Origin of the sequence: Thermophilibacter provencensis (genome assembly GCF_900128445.1) — a bacterium.
GTDB lineage: Bacteria > Actinomycetota > Coriobacteriia > Coriobacteriales > Atopobiaceae > Thermophilibacter > Thermophilibacter provencensis.
This window is the reverse complement of record NZ_LT671417.1, coordinates 506888-523123: the sequence shown is the minus strand read 5'-3', so window position 1 is coordinate 523123 and position 16236 is coordinate 506888. Positions and strand designations below refer to the sequence as shown.

The following is a 16236-nucleotide window of genomic DNA, read 5'->3' as shown; positions in this document are numbered from 1 at the left end:
GCGCCCGCACGCGCGCCGCCTACGAGGCCATGGCCGTCCCCTCCGCCCCCGCCACGCGCGGCCTCTCGCGCCGCAACACCGAGCTCTTCTTGCTGTTCCTCGCGGCGGTGCCCGTCATCTTGCTCTACGCGATGTACGTGGTCACCACCACGGCCCAGCTGAGCCTCGCCACGCTGGGCGTGCCGCTGGGGCTCTTCGCCGCATTCGGCGCGGCCCACGTGGCCATACGCTTCCTCGCGCCCGGCGCCGACCCCGCCATCCTGCCCGTCGTCTTCGCGCTTTCTGGCACGGGCATCACGTTCCTCACCCGACTCGCCCCCGACCTTGCGGTGAACCAGGTCATCTGGCTCTTCGTCTCCATAGCGGCGATGGTCGTCGTGCTCGTCGTCGTCCGAAACCTCGACCGGCTCGCGCAGTTCAAGTACACGCTCGGAATCGCCGGCGTGGTGCTGCTCGTCCTGCCCATGCTCGTGGGCACCGAGCGCGGCGGGTCGAAGCTCTGGATCTACATCGGCGGGTTCGGCTTCCAGCCGGGCGAGTTCGCCAAGATCGCCATCGTCCTCTTCCTGGCGTTCTACCTCGCCGCCAACCGTGAGGCGCTCTCTGCCTCCATGCGCAAGATCGGCCCCGTGAGCCTCCCTCGCCTGAGGATGCTCCTGCCGCTCTTCGTGGTGTGGGGCGTGAGCCTGCTCGTCGTGGCCTTTGAGACCGATCTTGGCAGCGCGCTTCTCCTCTTCACGTTCTTCCTCATCATGCTCTACGTGGCCACCGGGCGCGCGAGCTACGTCGTGGTGAGCCTCCTTCTGCTCGCCGTGGGCGGCGTGGCCTGCTACAACCTCTTCAGCCACGTGCAGACGCGCGTGAACATCTGGCTCGACCCGTGGGCAGACGCCTCGGGCGGCGGCTACCAGATCGTCCAGTCGCTCTACTCGCTCGCCGACGGCGGGCTCGTGGGGCGCGGCATCGGAAAGGGCATGGCCACGGTCATCCCCGTGGTGGAGAGCGACTTCATCTTCTCCGCCATCGGCGAGGAGATGGGCCTGCTCGGCGGCGCCGGCGTCCTGATGCTCTACCTGCTGCTGTGCGTGCGCGGCTTTGCCACGGCGGCGCGCGCCAAGTCCGACACCTCGGCCTTCGCGGCCGTGGGCCTCACGAGCGCCATCTGCTTCCAGGCCTTCCTCATCGTGGGAGGCGTCACCAAGCTCCTGCCGCTTACGGGCGTGACCCTTCCCTTCATGAGCCAGGGCGGCACGTCGCTGCTCGCGAGCTTCATCATCGTCGGCCTGCTCCTGCGCGCCGGAGACGAGGGCACCGGACGCGGAGCCCAGATCGAGAGCGGCCTTGCGGGCGAGAAGAGCTCCCGCTCGCCGCTGCTCTCCCTCGCCGAGGGAGCCGGCAGGGCTGGCGCCCATGCCGCGTCCGTGGTGCATGGCAGCCATGTGCGGGGGAGCTTCTCGCTGCTCACGGCTGAGTCCGGCGTCCTGGGCCGCGTGGCGCTCGGCAAGCGGCTCACGAACCTCATCACGGTCTTCTCGCTCCTTTTTGCCGTCCTTATCGCCAACCTCACGTATGTGATGGAGATCGACGCGGCGCGCGTGCAGGCCCTGCCAACGAACAACCACACCATTGCCCGAAGCGCCTACGTGCAGCGCGGCGCCATCATCACCTCTGACGGCGTGACGCTGGCAGAGAGCGTCCAGCAGGCTGACGGCACCTATCTCCGGAGCTACCCCCAGGGCACGCTCGCGCGTCACACCGTGGGCTACATCTCCCTCCAATACGGGTCCGCCGGCATCGAAGAGACCATGAACGACACGCTCACCGGGCATGCGGACTACTCCAACTGGAGAAGCGCGCTCTACTCCCTCGCGGGCGTCGACCAGCCCGGCTCGACCGTGGCGCTCACCATCAACTCGCTCATCCAGCGCGCGGCCGAGGACGCCCTGCAGGGCTATACCGGCTCGATCGTAATTCTCGACCCCAAGACGGGCGCCGTCCTGGCCAAGGCGTCCAACCCCACCTACAGTGTCGACGACCTCGATTCCGTCATGGCCTCGGGCACGAACGGCGAGCTCATCGACCGCGCGACGAGCGTCCTCTACCCGCCTGGGTCCTCCTTCAAGGCCCTCACGCTGGCCGCCGCGCTCGACTCAGGCACCACCACGCTCGACACCGTCTACGACGCGAGCGCGGAGCTTGAGATCGGCGGAGCGGCCGTCACCAACAACCACGATGCCGACTACGGCGAGGTCACGCTGCGCGATGCGCTCGCCGTCTCCTCCAACACGGCCTTCGGGCAGGTTGGCGTGGAGTTGGGCGCCGACACGCTCGTGAGCTACGCCAACACCTTCGGCTATGGGCGCAGCGTCGGCCAGGACTTCAAGTGCACCGCCTCCCTCATGCCCGACCCCTCCGAGATGACGGAGTGGGAGACCGCGTGGGCGGCCTGCGGCCAGCCCGTCGGCGAGCACGAGAGCCCCGCGGGCCCGCAGACCACCGTCATGCAGAACGCCATGGTGGCCCAGGCCATCGCCAACGGCGGCGTGGTCATGGACCCCTACGTGGTTGATCACGTGCTCTCCCCCGAGGGCGTCGAGATCTCGCGCACCCAGGCCCGCTCGCTCGGGCAGGCCATCTCCGCCGACACCGCAGCGCTCGTAAAGGAGGCCATGCTTCAGGTCGTCGAGAGCGGCACGGGCATGGCGGCCCGAGTCCAGGGGGCCCGCGTTGCCGGCAAGACCGGAACCGCCGAGGTCGGAGACGGCAGCATCAACTCGCTCTTCATCGGCTTCGCGCCGTATGACAACCCCACCCTCGTCATCTCGATCTGCGTCGAGGGCCAGGGGGAGGACGTCGAGGGCCTCGCGGCCTCGCTCGCCGGGCAGGTGCTCGCGCGCGCCCTCGCGGTTCAGTCATCCGGGGCGGGCAGCTGATGGGGGCGCGATAGAACGACAGGACACACTGACCAACGAAGCAGAAACGAACCAGAGACAGAGCAGGGCGCGCCCTCGGCGCACAGAAAAAGGGACGCGGCGCGGGCCGTGAGCAGGATAGGAGTTGAGCATGCCAGGGATGATTCTCGGCGGACGCTACCAGGTACAGGACAAGATCGGCACGGGAGGCATGGCCACGGTATTTCGCGGCCTTGACGAGGTGCTCGGCCGCACCGTGGCCATCAAGACGATGCTGCCCCAGTACGCCGCCGACCCGTCCTTTGCCGCGCGCTTCAAGCAGGAGGCGCAGGCGGCGGCGGCCCTTCAGAGCCCCTACATCGTCTCCGTCTACGACTGGGGCAAGGACGCCGACACCTACTACATCGTCATGGAGTACCTGCGCGGCACCGACCTCAAGAGCGGCATCCGCAAGCACGGCGCGCTTGACTGCAAGAAGGTCGCGCAGATAGGCTCGCAGATCGCGCAGGCGCTCTCCGTGGCCCACAGGCACGACATCATCCACCGCGACATCAAGCCGCAGAACATCATGGTGCAGCCCGACGGCAACATCAAGGTGATGGACTTCGGCATCGCGCGCGCCAAGAACAGCCACCTCACGCAGGACAACTCCGTCCTCGGGACCGCACACTACGTCTCCCCTGAGCAGACGCAGGGCAAGGAGCTCGGGCCCACCACAGACATCTACTCGCTCGGCATCGTGATGTACGAGGCGGCCACGGGGCAGGTGCCCTTCCAGGGCGACGACGCCATCACCGTTGCCCTCAAGCAGGTGAACGAGCAGCCCAAGCCGCCGAGCCAGCTCAATCCCTCCGTCGACCCCGCGCTCGAATCCATCATTCTCAAGTGCATGCAGAAGAACCCCGCCGACCGCTTCCAGACGGCGGACGAGCTCTATCGCACGCTGCGCGACTACCTCGCGGGCCGCGTTCAGGCCGTGAACAGCGCCACCGCCATGCTCCCCGTCCAGCCCACCAACAAGCTCGAGCGCGGCACGGGAGCCATCCCCGCCACAGGCGGCACCGCCTCCATTCCCCGCGTCGAGCGCACGAACCGCTACCGCGCGCAGAGCGCCACCGAGCAGGCCGCCGAGGAGGAGGCGGGGCGTCAGCGCAGGCACCGTCGCAACGTCATCCTCGCCGTGATCGGCGTCATCGCCGTCGTGGCCGTGGCGGCCGTCGCGCTCTTCTCGATCTTCGGCTCCGGCACCCAGACCAAGCCGGTTCCCAACCTCATCGGTCTCACGCAGGAGCAGGCCATCCAGGAGATCGAGAACAACGGCTTCGAGGTCGGCAAGGTCGAGCAGGGCTACACGTCGGCGAAGGAGGAGGGCCTGGTCTACGAGCAGAGCCCCCTCGCAACCCGCGCGATGCCCGAGGGCTCCTCCATCGACATCCGCGTCTCAAAGGGCGAGGCGCCGGCCGAGAAGGTCACGGTGCCCGACCTCACGAACCTCCCCGAGGACCAGGTGGAGGCCGAGCTTGCGAAGTACAACCTCGTCGGGCGCAAGGGCGAGGACCAGGAGAGCGACTCCATCGAGAAGGGCCGCGTCTGCAGCCAGGACACGCCCGAGGGCACCGAGGTCAACGTCGGCGAGACCATCACCTATCACATCTCCTCCGGCGCGAGCACGGCCGTCATCCCCAACGTCGTGGGCGACTACTACGAGGACGCGCAGGAGCGCCTCTCCAGCAGCGACGGCGAGTTTGACGTCAAGGTCGTCTGGGACTACAGCAACACCGTGGCCGAGGGCAATGTCATCTCTGTCGACCCCGCCGCCGGCAACACCGCCGAGGTTGGCTCCACGGTCACCATCACCGTCTCGAGCGGCCCCAAGCCCGTGGAGAACGTATCCGTTCCGTCCGTCGTGGGCATGAGCTACTACGATGCCCGAGCCCAGCTCCAGAACCTCGGGTTCGTGGTGCAGCTCGCCTCGGGCAGCAGCGCCGAAGGCGTGGTTGTCAACCAGTCCGCGCGGGAGTCCCTGCCCTCGGGATCCACGATCGTCCTCACCACTGAGGTCCAGTCCACCGGCAACGAGAACGGCGGGTCCGGAACGGGCTCCAACGGGGGCGGATCCTCCACCGGGGACAACCAGGGCGGCACGGGCACCGAGGAAAGCGGCGCCAGCGGCAACTCCCGCTCCTCCTCACGACAGAGGGTCAGCGGCTAGAGCGATTATCATCCGATACCATGGCGGCCGGCCCCACGGGACCGGCCGCCATTCTTGTGGATGAGGACCTGTCAAAGGAAAGCAGGCCGGGGCGATAAGAGCCCCGGCCTGCGTCATGTCTGGTGCCCCCGGGCCGATTCGAACGGCCGACACCCGCTTTAGGAGAGCGGTGCTCTATCCCCTGAGCTACGAAGGCAGTGTGTCGAACTATTCTATCACCGCGCGGGCGCGGCGACAAAAGCTACTTCTTGGCGTCCTTCTCGACCTTCTTTGCGGACGCCTCAGCGCTCGCACGCTGGAAGAGCTCAAGGAGCTTCTTGTCAGAGAGCCCGCGGACGCGCGCCTCTGCCGCCTTGCGGAACGGGCGGCGCTTCACCATGTCATAGATGAAGCTGCCGATGATGGCAGCATACGCAAGGACGAGCGACGCCACGCTCAGGATGCCCTGCCAGGTGCCGAGGTCGGTGTTCTGGCCAAAGACGTAGGCGCAGATGAGCGAGACGACGGCGAGGGCCATGCCCACTCCGAGAAACGCCCAGAAGACCTTCTCGGTCTTCTTGTAGCCGGGAAGCTCACGCAGGACGAGGTCGTAGGCGCGGTTGCGGATGTCCTCCTCCTCGCGCTCGCGGCGCTTGCGCTCCTTCTTCTCCTCCTTGGTCTCGGCGCGGCCGGGACCGGACGCCTTTGCCTTGCTCTCCACGCGCACGGAGGCGCCAGCCTCGCGCACGGGGCGCGCCTTGGCCGCAGAGCTGCGCGAGAAGCCCTTGCGCTCCTCGCTCGTGGAGGTCACGGCCTCGGCCTCCTTCTTGGGGCGGCCGACGGCATTGCCCTCGGCCTCGCGGCGGGCTCCCTCGATGGTGTCCTTGAGTGACATGAAGCTCCTTTGGTGCAGTCGTCTTCGGCTTTAGCGGGCGGGCACGAACTCGGTGCCGGTAATGATCTGGAAGGCCTCCTGATAACGCCTGGAGGTTCCCTCGATGACCTCGGCCGGGATGCGCGGCGGCTCGCCGGTCATGTCCCAGTTGGCGCGCAGCCAGTCGCGGACGTACTGCTTGTCGTAGCTCGGCTGGACCTTGCCCTCCTCGTAGGAGTCGGCAGGCCAGAAGCGGCTGGAGTCGGGGGTGAGGCACTCGTCGATAAGGGTGAGCCTGCCATCGATGAAGCCGAACTCAAACTTGGTGTCGGCGATGATGATGCCCTGCTCCGCGGCGTAATCGGCCGCGGCCTTGTAGATGGCGAGCGAGGCGTCGCGCAGCTGCTCGGCAACCTCGGCGCCCACGATCTCGCAGCAGCGCTCGAACGAGATGTTCTCGTCGTGGTCGCCAAGCTCGGCCTTGGTGGACGGGGTGAAGATCGGCTCGGGGAGCTTGGAGGCCTCGGTCAGGCCGGCGGGCAGCTTGATGCCGCAGACGGTGCCGTCCTCGTCGTAGGTCTTCTTGCCAGAGCCCGTAAGGTAGCCGCGGACGATGCACTCGATGGGCACGGTCTGGGCCTTCTTGACCAGCATGGAGCGACCTGCGAGGTAGTCGGCGTAAGGCTTGAAGTCGTCGGGCAGGTCGGCGACGTCGCAGGAGATCATGTGGTTGGGGATGAGGTCCGCAAAGCGCTCGAACCAGAACGCGGAGATGCGGGTGAGAATCTCGCCCTTGTGCGGGATCTCGTCAGGCAGGATGAAGTCATAGGCGCTGATGCGGTCCGACGCCACCATGAGGAGGCTGTCGCCGCAGTCGTAGATGTCGCGCACCTTGCCGTGCGAATCCGGACGAAGTTCCATCTCAGCCATTCCGGCCACCTTTCGTAGGCGTTTCACTCAACCATCCAGTATACGTCACTCGAGCCGCAGAAAGACGAGTACGCGGGTGCTACCGGTCCTTCTCCTTGCGCTCGCGGCGCTGGGGAATCCGCAGCGTGAACGTTGTCCCCTTGCCAAGCTCGGACTCAACGAGAATCGTTCCGTTGTGCTTGTCGACGATCTCCTTGGTGATGGCGAGGCCCACGCCAAGGCCCCCGGACACGCGCTCGCGGCTCACGTCTGAGCGCCAGAAGCGCGAGAAGGTCTGCGGGATGTCCTCCTTGGCGATTCCGATGCCGGTGTCCTGGACGCTAACCAGCACGTCGGAGCGATCCTGACGCAGGGAGACCTTCACCCAGCCGTCCGCGTTGGTATAGCGCATCGCGTTGCTCATGAGGTTCACGATCGCCTCGCGGATGAGGTCGGGGTCGACGTCGGCGTAGAGTTCTCCGTGGGCGGTCTCGTCAACAAAGCGCAGGTGGAGACCGCGCTCGTGGAAGAGCTGATGCTGGGCGGAGACCAGGCTCCTGACGAGGTACACCATGTCGGTCTTCTCGACCTTGACCTCGGTGGTGCCGTTCTCCAGGCGCGAGAGCTTGAGCATGGCGTCAATGAGGCGGGAGAGGCGCCGGACCTCGGAGGCCACGACCTCCAGGTGCTCGTCGTCCGCGGGAAGGACGCCGTCCTGCATGGCCTCGACCGTGGCCTGCATTGCCATGAGCGGCGTGCGCAGCTCATGGGCGACATCGCCGGTGAGGCGATGCTCGAGCTTGATGTCACGCTCGATGGTCGTCGCCATGTCATCAAAGGTCTCGCCGAGCTGACCGATCTCGTCGGTGCCCGTGACGCCGGTGCGCGCCGTGAGGTCGCCGTTTCTGATCTGCTTTGCCGTCGAGGTGATGCGCTGGATGGGCTGCGCCATCCCGCGCGAGACAAAGTACCCGATCACGCAGGCAAGAAGGGCCGCGATGGCGGCCGCCGTCGCGATGGCGCCGTACGAGTTGGAGCGGAAGGACGCGTCGCTCTTGGTGAGCAGGGCCTCGGACCCAAAGGCCCAGAGGCGGACCTCGCCGATGACCGAGCCGTTTCCGTCAAGAATCTGCGAGGTGACGAGCGCCTCCTGGGCGGTCGGGACCGTGGCGGGGACGGGCTTCGCCCCCTCAGCGGCGTCCGGGGAGAGCGTGGTCGAGCGCGCCCAGGTGTCGTCGTAGAGCACGTTGCCGTCGGCGTCGACAACCTGCACGACGATGTCCGAGGATAGCGAGGAGGCCCCCTCGGCGGCGGCCGCAGCGGTCTCGTCGAGCTCGCCGGTCTGCTGGTATGCCTCGGATATGCTCGCCGCCGTGGAGTCAGCGATGCTCTGCATGTTCTGGCGGGTGTAGGCCATGAACTGGCCCTCCCACACCATGGCGAGCACCACCACGAGCACCAGGGCCGTCATTATCGCCGTCATCGCGAAGCCGAGGGTAAGACTCGTGGAGTAGGGGCGCCCGCGCTTGGGCGAGGGCTTGATCGTGTTCCACGAGCTACGAGAGGACGAGGGCCGCTCGGAGCCGCCCTCGTCCGTCTGTGCGTCCCTTCCGGTAACGAAGCGCGCGGACATTCCGATGCCTATCGGCCGCCGGCGTCGGCCGCCTTCTCAGGAGCCTCGAAGCGATAGCCGACGCCGTGGACAGTGTAGAGCCAGCGCGGGTTGCGCGGGTCGTCGCCAAGCTTGGCGCGGAGGTTCTTGACGTGGGAGTCAATGGTGCGCTCGTAGCCCTCGAAGTCGTAGCCGAGAACCTTCTCGACGAGCTCCATACGGGTGTAGACCCGGCCCGGGTAGCGAGCGAGCGTAGTCAGCAGCTTGAACTCGGAGGCGGTGAGGTCGACCTCCTTGCCCTCCACGAGCACCTTGTGGCCGGAGATGTCAATCACGAGGTCGCCGAAGTCGAGCACCTCGAGCTGCGGCTCGGTCTCGGTGTGGGCGCGGCGAAGCAGGGCGCGCACGCGGGCAACGAGCTCGCGCGGCGAGAAGGGCTTGATGAGGTAGTCATCGGCGCCGAGCTCGAGGCCGATGATGCGGTCCTCGACCTCGCCCTTGGCGGTGAGCATGATGATGGGCACGTTGGACGTCTCGCGGATGGCGCGGCAGACGCGCTCGCCCGAGAGCTTGGGGAGCATGAGGTCAAGGATCACGAGGTCGAAGGTGTGCTTCTCAAACTCCTCAACGGCACTCTGGCCATCGCCGACGCCGCGCACGATGTAGCTCTCGCGCTCGAGGTACGCCGCGACGGCGTCCCTGATCGCCTTCTCGTCCTCAACGAGCAGAATCTTCTTCTCATCTGAAGCCATGCTGGCCTCCTCGCTAACGACTAGTCGTCTCCGGACAGTCCGGTCCGTGGATGACCCTAGTGTACCCTACCGGGGCGCTGGAGATTCCAAGTTACAGGCGGAAGGTACGCACCGCAACGGAAGCGGGGTAGCCAGTGTCCGCGTCCTTGACCGTCGAGAAGGTCACAAAGAGGTCGCACTCTCCCACGCGAGCGGGATACTCGCCATAGTCGACGATGCGGTCTGCCGAGGGCAGCGCCGAGTACTGGCGATTGGCGAGGTCGAGCACGAGGTATGTGGCATTGCTCTTGACGATGAACAGGTCTCCGTTGCCGCACCCGCACTCGGACGGCTCGCGGTTGAGCCGATAGAAGCCGGCCGAGGACGTCCCGATGTAGGTGCCCATCTGCCCGAGGAGCCCGCCGGTGCTGTAGCTCGCCTCAACCGAGACGAGAAACCGGTCGCCAACGCGCGTCGCGCGGAACGGGCGCACGCCCTGGGGCATGACGAGCTGGTCGATCCTCGTATTGAGGTCGTCAGAGAGTGAGTAGGCGGTGACTCCGTAGTAGGTCCCCTCCGAGGCGCGGACGCGGGGTGCGAGCGTGACGACCTCGCCCGAGACGGTCGGCCACGTGGCGAAGCGGCCCGGGGACTCGACCACCGCCTGGGCGTCAGAGTCCCCGGCGTGCCAGATGTAGCAGAAGGAGTGCTCCTGCGTCTTGCTCCCGAGCGTCGACGGCTGGACCTGCCAGACCACGGTAGACCCAGAAACGGCGAAGGGCGCCGGATCATAATCCGAGGTGCCCTCCCAGAGCGTCTTGGTTTCGCCCGTGAGCGCGCCGGCGGAAAACGACGACGCGTGGAGCGACCAAGCCCTCGTCACCAGGTCGAGCTCGATCCAGGCGTACACGCTGTCCGAGCAGCGAGCGTCGTAGATGACCGACGTCGCCGCGCCACTGACCGGCTCGGGGACGACCTCAACGAGCTCGCCGGACGCGAGCGAGAGGGCGGAGCCAGTGACCATCGGCGTGGCGGAGGAGCCCGCCGTGGTGACAGGAATCCACGTACCCTCTGCCGGATGGAGCACGTTGCCGAGCGGCAGGGTCCACGACCCCTCGACGGCGAGCGTCGTGTCTACGCCCTCGAACTCCGAGAGAATGTCGTCCGCCTCGGACTCGTCGACCACAGTGGGGTCTGCCTCGGTGTCGTTCGCGTCGTGCGTGCAGCCGGCCAGAACGCCGACCGCGGCCGCGGTCACGCCTCCGACGGCCGTCGCCTTGAAGAGCGACCGGCGCGTCATCTTGAGCTTGGGGAACCTCACCGGATCGACCGTCCTTATCGCTAGCGCGCCTGGCCCGTGGCCTCGGTGAGGGCACGCGCGAGCTGGTCGGCGCATGAGGTCTGGCGCGGGCCGCAGGTGTTGCCCGAGAGGATGCCCACGATCTCTTCGACGGGGTGGCCGGCGACGAGCTTGCTCACCGCCTTGAGGTTGCCGTTGCAGCCGCCCTCGAAGGAGACCTGCTCGATGGTCTTGCCGTCGTCCGTGAGGTCGATGTGGATGGCGCGCGAGCAGACCCCGCGCGGGGTGAAGTCATAGTGCATGTCCGCTCCTCCCGTGCAAAAGGGACAGTCACTTTTGCACGCTCTCTGATGTCGGTCGCCGCCGTGCAAAAGTGACTGTCCCTTTTGCACGGCGCACGGTTAATCGAAGTTGAGCTGCTCCAAGCGGTCAAAGACCACGCCGGCGCGCGTGAGGAAGGCGCGCGGGTCGAAGATCTTGTCCAGCTCGGAGGCCGGCACGGTGCAGCGCGGGTCGGCCTCGAGCTTCTCGCGGAACGTGGTGCCTCCGGCGCACTGCTGGACCTCGCGCCAGGTGGCCATGGCGTTCTCCTGCACGATGGCGTAGGCCTCCTCGCGGGTGATGCCCGTCTCCACCAGGGCAAGAAGGACCTTGGAGGAGAAGATCAGGCCCCTCGTCTTATTGAGGTTGGCGAGCATCTGCGCCGGGTAGAGAATCAGACCGTCCACGATGCGCGTGAGGCACTGGAACATGTGGTCGAGGGCGATGAAGCTGTCAGCCTGCGCCACGCGCTCGGCGGAGCTGTGGCTGATGTCACGCTCGTGCCAGAGGGCCACGTTGTCAAAGGCAACCTGCGCGTTGGCCTTCACCACGCGGGAGAGTCCGCAGACCTTCTCGACGGTGATGGGATTGCGCTTGTGCGGCATGGCCGAGCTGCCCTTCTGCCCCTTGCGGAACGGCTCCTCCGCCTCGAGGGTGTCGGTCTTCTGGAGATTGCGGATCTCCGTGGCGATGCGCTCGCAGGTGGCGGCGGTGGTGGCCAGGACGCCGGCGAGGTAGGCGTGGTGGTCGCGAGAGATGACCTGCGTGGAGAGCGGGTCGTGGACCAGGCCAAGGTGCTCGCAGACGTACTCCTCGACGAAGGGGTCAATGGAGGAGTAGGTGCCCACCGCGCCGGAGATGGCACCAAAGGCCACGTTGGCACGGGCGTCCTTGAGGCGGCCGTAGTCGCGCTTGAGCTCCCACGCCCAGCTGCCGAACTTCATGCCAAAGGTCATGGGCTCGGCGTGGATGCCGTGGGTGCGCCCCACGCAGAGGGTGTCGCGCTCCTCGAAGGCACGACGCTTGCAGATCTCGCCGAGCTTCCTGCAGTCCTCGATGAGGATGTCGGTGGCCTGGACAAGCTGGTAGCAGAGTGCCGTGTCGCCGAGGTCGGAGGAGGTCATGCCAAAGTGCACCCAGCGCGACGGCTTGGGCTCGCCCTCGGGGACATCGCGGTCGATGTACTCGCCCATGTTGGTGAGGAAGGCGATGACGTCGTGGTTGGTCACGGCCTCGATGGCGTCGACCTCGTCCTTGTTGAAGTCCGCGTGCTCGCGGATCCAGGCGGCCTCTTCGCGCGTGATGCCGATCTTGCCCATCTCGGCGTGCGCCTCACAGGCCAGGACCTCAATCTCCTGCCAGATGCGGTACTTGTTCTCCAGGGAGAAGATGTGGCCCATCTCAGGACGGGTGTAGCGATCGATCATGAGGCCTCCTCGGCTTAGGCGCGCGTCCGACGGATTGATTTTACCGCAGGGCGCGGGGTGAGAAGCATGGCCCGACGGACGCCCCACAAACGAGCGGGGCCCCGCTCAAGGCGAGGCCCCGAAGGCGCCGTCGTCATGACGGCGTTTGGTCATATGTCCGGGCGCGCTACCTCCGCGCGCGCCGCCGCGCTATGACGGTGCCCGCGAGCGCCGCGACCCCGACCAGGGCGATTGCCACGGGGGCGGCGGCGTTGAGGTCGTCGCCGGTCTCGGGGATCGTGGGCTCCGCGTCCTTCTCGCCTGCGGCCTCGGCGTCCGGAAGCTCGCTCCACTTGGCGTAGAGCGTGAGGTCCTCGGTCACGACGGCGTCGAAGTCGTATGCCTCGCGTGCCCATCCGCCGTCATAGACGTACCAGCCTTCGAACTTCCATCCCTTGAGGGACGGGTCCTTGGGCCGCGGCGTGGCACGGCCCTCGGTCACCTCATAGGCGACGTCTTCCGTACCCTTGAGGCAATCGTCAAAGGTGACGGTGAAGACCCCGAGCTTGGCCAGGGCAAGCTCGTCCTTCGTGGTCTCTTTGGTCATGCCCTCTTCAGAGAAGAGCTTTCCGCAGGCGGAGCACTCCCAGTACTCCGCGCGGCCCGCCGACTTGGTCGTGGGCGCGACGCGCTCGTGATGGACGGCCTTGTGGCCCGTCGCGGGAACGACAACGTCTCCCGCAGGCTCAAGCGTGCGGTCGTCCAGGAAGGTCTTGCCGCAGACCTCGCACGTCCAGTGGGCGAGGCTGCCCGGCTCGGTGCAGGTGGCCGCCTTGGGGGCGTGCGCCGTCAGCTTGTGCGCGGCAAACGGGACGACCAGGTCATCAATGGAGACTGCCTGCGTGCCCTCCTCGTCCTTGAAAAGACCGCCGCAGCTGGCGCAGCGCCAATGCGCCGCGACGCCGGTCTGCTCGCAGGTGGCGGGAACCTCCGCTACGGCCGTGAGCGCGTGGGGCGCGAGAGCGGTCCTGAGCTGCTCGGTCGTCACCTCGGTCGTGCCAGTCTCCTCAGAGAAGAGCGCGCCGCAGACGGTGCACTTCCAATGGTCGCTAACACCCCGCTCGGTGCAGGTCGCGGGCGTCCCACCCACCTTGGCGAGCGAGTGGGGCGCGAGAGCGGTGGCCAGGTTCTCCGCTGTCACCTCGGCGTTTCCCGCCTCGTCAGCGAAGAGCTTGCCGCAGAGCGCGCACGCCCAGTGAGCGGCCGTTCCGGGCTCCGTGCAGCTGGCAGGAACCTCCTCGACGGCTTCGAGCTCGTGGGCTCCGAGCGGGAACGCCAGCTCGTCGAGCTTCACGGCCTGTGCGCCACTCTCGTCGACAAAGCGCCCGCCACAGACGGAGCAGTGCCAGTGCTCGGTCGTCCCGGGCTGAACGCACGTGGAGGGAACCTCGGGAACGTACTCGAGGTCGTGTGCCGCCAGCGGGAGCGCCAGCTCGTCCGCGGCCACGGCCCGCTCGGCCTTGTCATCCCCGAAGAGCGTGCCGCAGCCCTCGCAGATCCAGTGGGCAGCGGTGCCAGGGGCGGCACAGGTGGATGGAACCTCCTGCACGGGGACGAGGTCGTGACCGGCGGGCGCAATCCCCAGCTCGTCACGCGACACCTCCGTCGTTGCGGCCGCATCCGCAAAGATTCCGTCGCAGCCGAGGCACTCCCAGTACGCCCTTGTCCCCGACGTCGTGCAGGTCGCAGGAGTCTCCTTGTGGGCAACGAGTTCGTGCGTGTGCGCGGGCTCCGAGACCGCGCACACCAGCCACACGCCGTCCTTCTCGATCACCTCATGGCCCTCCGGGACAAAGCCCTCCGGGGGCTCCACGTGGAACGTCCCGCCCAAGACGACGACCATAGCCCCGTCGCCTTTCACCAGCGGGAACTCGTCGGAGGGGTCAACCATGGAGCCGGTCTGACCCTCGCTGGAGTCAATGACCGTCAGGTTCGCGCCCTTCGCGCGCAGAGCTCCCGTCAGCGTGAAGCCATTGAGGTCGAGCGTGACGTCTTTGGTCACGTCCAGCAGGTCCCCAAGCGTCACATCGGTGGTCAGCGTCACCTCGCCGCCCGCATCGATCGCGGCGGCGAGGGCCTCGGCGTCGAGCGGGGTTCCCGCGGGATCCCCCTGCTCGACGACGCCTGTCGAGCCGCCGGTAGCATCACCCTCTACGGCATACGCGTGTGCCCCGAGTGCGGGCGCGAGGGTGAGCGCGGTGCCGAGCAGCACCGCGAGGGGCCAAGCGGCCCATCTGCGATCCCGTCTCATAGTTCCCGCCCTTCTCGCGTAGGAATAGAGGGATACCTACTGAGAAGATGCCCCTACTTGCACATTTGCCGCAGACGCAAACCCCCTCGTCGGCAGACGAGGGGGTCAAGTCGGTGAATGGTTATATCTGATTTAGGCGACGCTCGCCGCGTCCTTCTCAAGCGTTTCGCGGGCCTCGTCGAGCTGTACGACGACCGCGTCGTGACCGGTCCCGCCGTAGGTTACGCGTGCGTTGGCGATGCCGGCCGGGTCGAGGTCCTTCGCAACGTCCTCCTCGAAGAGCGGGCTCGCGGCGGCGAACTCCTCAGCCGTGAGGTCCTCGAGGCCCTTGTCGTGCTTCTCGCAGTAGAGCACGAGCTCGCCCACCACGCGGTGCGCCTCGCGGAAGGGCATGCCCTTCTTGGCAAGGTAGTCGGCCACGTCCGTGGCGGCAGAGAATCCTGTGCCCGCCTGGGCGAGCATGACGTCGGCGTTCACGGTCCAGGTCTCCACCATCCCCGCGGCGATCTCCATGCAGTCCGAGAGCGTGCGCGCGGCGTCGAGCGGGCCCTCCTTGCACTCCTGGAGGTCCTTGTTGTAGGCGAGCGGCAGCGACTTCATCGTGGTGAGAAGCGCCATCAGGTCGCCGTAGACGCGGCCGGTCTTGCCGCGCGTGAGCTCGGCGAAGTCGGGGTTCTTCTTCTGCGGCATGATCGAGGATCCGGTTGAGTACGCGTCCGAGAGCGTGATGAAGCCGAACTCCGTGGAGCTCCACAGCACGATCTCCTCGCACAGGCGCGAGAGGTGCATCATGCCCACGGCGCAGGCGTACTCGAGGTCGAGCAGGTAGTCGCGGTCAGAAACGGCATCGAGCGAGTTGGGGATAGCACGGGAGAAGCCCAGGAGCTCCGTGGTGCACTCGCGGTCGAGCGGATAGGTGGTTCCGGCGAGCGCGGCCGCGCCGAGAGGGTTGGCGTCGGCCGCGACGCGCGCCGCGGCGAGACGGGTGAAGTCACGCGAGAACATCCAGAAGTACGCGAGCAGGTGGTGGGAGAGCAGCACCGGCTGGGCGTGCTGGAGGTGCGTGTAGCCGGGCATCACGACGTCGAGGTTCTTCTCCGCCGCCTCGAGGAGGACGCGGCGCAGGGCGACGTTGCCCGCGAGCAGCTGGTCGCAGAGGTCCTTGGCAAGAAGGCGAATGTCGGTCGCCACCTGGTCGTTGCGGCTGCGGCCCGTGTGGAGGCGCCCCCCGGCCGCACCGATGCTGCGCGTGAGCGCGCCCTCCACGGCCATGTGAACGTCCTCGTCGTTGACGTCCCAGACGAAGGTGCCGTCCTCGATCTGGCTCGCGATGTCCGCGAGCCCCGCATCGATCGCAGCCTGATCCTCGGCAGAAATGATCCCCTGCTTGGCCAGCATGCGGGCGTGAGCGCGGCTACCGGCAATGTCCTGGGCAGCCATGTTCTTGTCGACCTCGAGGCTCGCACCGAACTCCTGCGTGAACGCGTCCACGCCCTTCTCGAACCTGCCGCCCCACAGCGCCATCGCAGCCTCCCTGCTCTCGATTTGACGCGTCTAGCTTACCAAAGGGATGACCCCGGCCAAGCGGTGCCCAATGTTTGTTTCTTTGATTTTATTGAATATTCTAGAGTTATACCACTTATCTAGTACATTAATTCTGTTATATAAC

General features: G+C 66.8%; 11 protein-coding genes and 1 tRNA gene. 2 read left to right on the top strand and 10 right to left on the bottom strand.

From position 1 onward, the window contains the following. Positions 1–29: 29 nt before the first annotated feature. Positions 30–2933, top strand: coding sequence for an FtsW/RodA/SpoVE family cell cycle protein (locus tag BQ7391_RS02270; RefSeq protein WP_075280837.1), 2904 nt, complete (start codon positions 30–32; stop codon positions 2931–2933). A 130-nt stretch (positions 2934–3063) separates the two neighbouring features. Continuing rightward, a complete protein-coding gene (gene pknB, locus BQ7391_RS02265; RefSeq protein WP_075279120.1) occupies positions 3064–5124 on the top strand; it encodes a Stk1 family PASTA domain-containing Ser/Thr kinase in 2061 nt (686 codons plus the stop codon). A 120-nt stretch (positions 5125–5244) separates the two neighbouring features. On the opposite strand, the gene BQ7391_RS02260 is transcribed toward pknB, so the two are convergent. From BQ7391_RS02260 to argH, 10 genes are all read right to left on the bottom strand, one after another. Continuing rightward, positions 5245–5320 (bottom strand) — tRNA-Arg (locus tag BQ7391_RS02260). Between the two features lie 45 nt (positions 5321–5365). Continuing rightward, positions 5366–5998: a Bax inhibitor 1 family protein gene (locus BQ7391_RS02255; protein ID WP_075279119.1), complete on the bottom strand. Its 633-nt coding sequence runs from the start codon at positions 5996–5998 to the stop codon at positions 5366–5368. Between the two features lie 30 nt (positions 5999–6028). Then, a complete protein-coding gene (locus BQ7391_RS02250; RefSeq protein ID WP_200799564.1) occupies positions 6029–6907 on the bottom strand; it encodes a phosphoribosylaminoimidazolesuccinocarboxamide synthase in 879 nt (292 codons plus the stop codon). A gap of 79 nt (positions 6908–6986) precedes the next feature. Next, positions 6987–8519 carry a HAMP domain-containing sensor histidine kinase gene (locus tag BQ7391_RS02245; RefSeq protein ID WP_075279118.1) on the bottom strand — a complete coding sequence of 511 codons (1533 nt, stop codon included), beginning with the start codon at positions 8517–8519 and terminating at the stop codon, positions 6987–6989. 8 nt (positions 8520–8527) lie between these two features. Beyond that, positions 8528–9250 (bottom strand): response regulator transcription factor, encoded by a 723-nt coding sequence (locus BQ7391_RS02240; protein WP_075279117.1) that lies wholly within the window; start codon positions 9248–9250, stop codon positions 8528–8530. Between the two features lie 91 nt (positions 9251–9341). Then, the gene (locus tag BQ7391_RS02235) at positions 9342–10550 is read right to left on the bottom strand and encodes a Tat pathway signal protein (protein WP_235858603.1); all 1209 of its coding nucleotides are present in this window, start codon (positions 10548–10550) and stop codon (positions 9342–9344) included. 20 nt (positions 10551–10570) lie between these two features. Beyond that, positions 10571–10831, bottom strand: coding sequence for a TIGR03905 family TSCPD domain-containing protein (locus BQ7391_RS02230; RefSeq protein WP_075279116.1), 261 nt, complete (start codon positions 10829–10831; stop codon positions 10571–10573). A 99-nt stretch (positions 10832–10930) separates the two neighbouring features. Continuing rightward, positions 10931–12277 (bottom strand): adenylosuccinate lyase, encoded by a 1347-nt coding sequence (purB, locus tag BQ7391_RS02225; RefSeq protein ID WP_075279115.1) that lies wholly within the window; start codon positions 12275–12277, stop codon positions 10931–10933. Between the two features lie 166 nt (positions 12278–12443). Next, positions 12444–14567, bottom strand: coding sequence for an InlB B-repeat-containing protein (locus tag BQ7391_RS02220; protein ID WP_129583894.1), 2124 nt, complete (start codon positions 14565–14567; stop codon positions 12444–12446). Positions 14568–14699: 132 nt separating this feature from the next. Further along, complete coding sequence (argH, locus tag BQ7391_RS02215; RefSeq protein WP_075279113.1) at positions 14700–16091, bottom strand: argininosuccinate lyase; 1392 nt, start codon at positions 16089–16091, stop codon at positions 14700–14702. Positions 16092–16236: the final 145 nt, after the last annotated feature.

Bases quoted from the DNA above. Each gene is read 5' to 3' on its own strand.
- BQ7391_RS02270 (WP_075280837.1), top strand. From the start codon at position 30: ATGGCCGTCCCCTCCGCCCCCGCCACGCGCGGCCTCTCGCGCCGCAAC.
- pknB (WP_075279120.1), top strand. From the start codon at position 3,064: ATGCCAGGGATGATTCTCGGCGGACGCTACCAGGTACAGGACAAGATC.
- BQ7391_RS02255 (WP_075279119.1), bottom strand. From the start codon at position 5,998: ATGTCACTCAAGGACACCATCGAGGGAGCCCGCCGCGAGGCCGAGGGC.
- BQ7391_RS02250 (WP_200799564.1), bottom strand. From the start codon at position 6,907: ATGGCTGAGATGGAACTTCGTCCGGATTCGCACGGCAAGGTGCGCGAC.
- BQ7391_RS02245 (WP_075279118.1), bottom strand. From the start codon at position 8,519: ATGTCCGCGCGCTTCGTTACCGGAAGGGACGCACAGACGGACGAGGGC.
- BQ7391_RS02240 (WP_075279117.1), bottom strand. From the start codon at position 9,250: ATGGCTTCAGATGAGAAGAAGATTCTGCTCGTTGAGGACGAGAAGGCG.
- BQ7391_RS02230 (WP_075279116.1), bottom strand. From the start codon at position 10,831: ATGCACTATGACTTCACCCCGCGCGGGGTCTGCTCGCGCGCCATCCAC.
- purB (WP_075279115.1), bottom strand. From the start codon at position 12,277: ATGATCGATCGCTACACCCGTCCTGAGATGGGCCACATCTTCTCCCTG.
- BQ7391_RS02220 (WP_129583894.1), bottom strand. From the start codon at position 14,567: ATGAGACGGGATCGCAGATGGGCCGCTTGGCCCCTCGCGGTGCTGCTC.
- argH (WP_075279113.1), bottom strand. From the start codon at position 16,091: ATGGCGCTGTGGGGCGGCAGGTTCGAGAAGGGCGTGGACGCGTTCACG.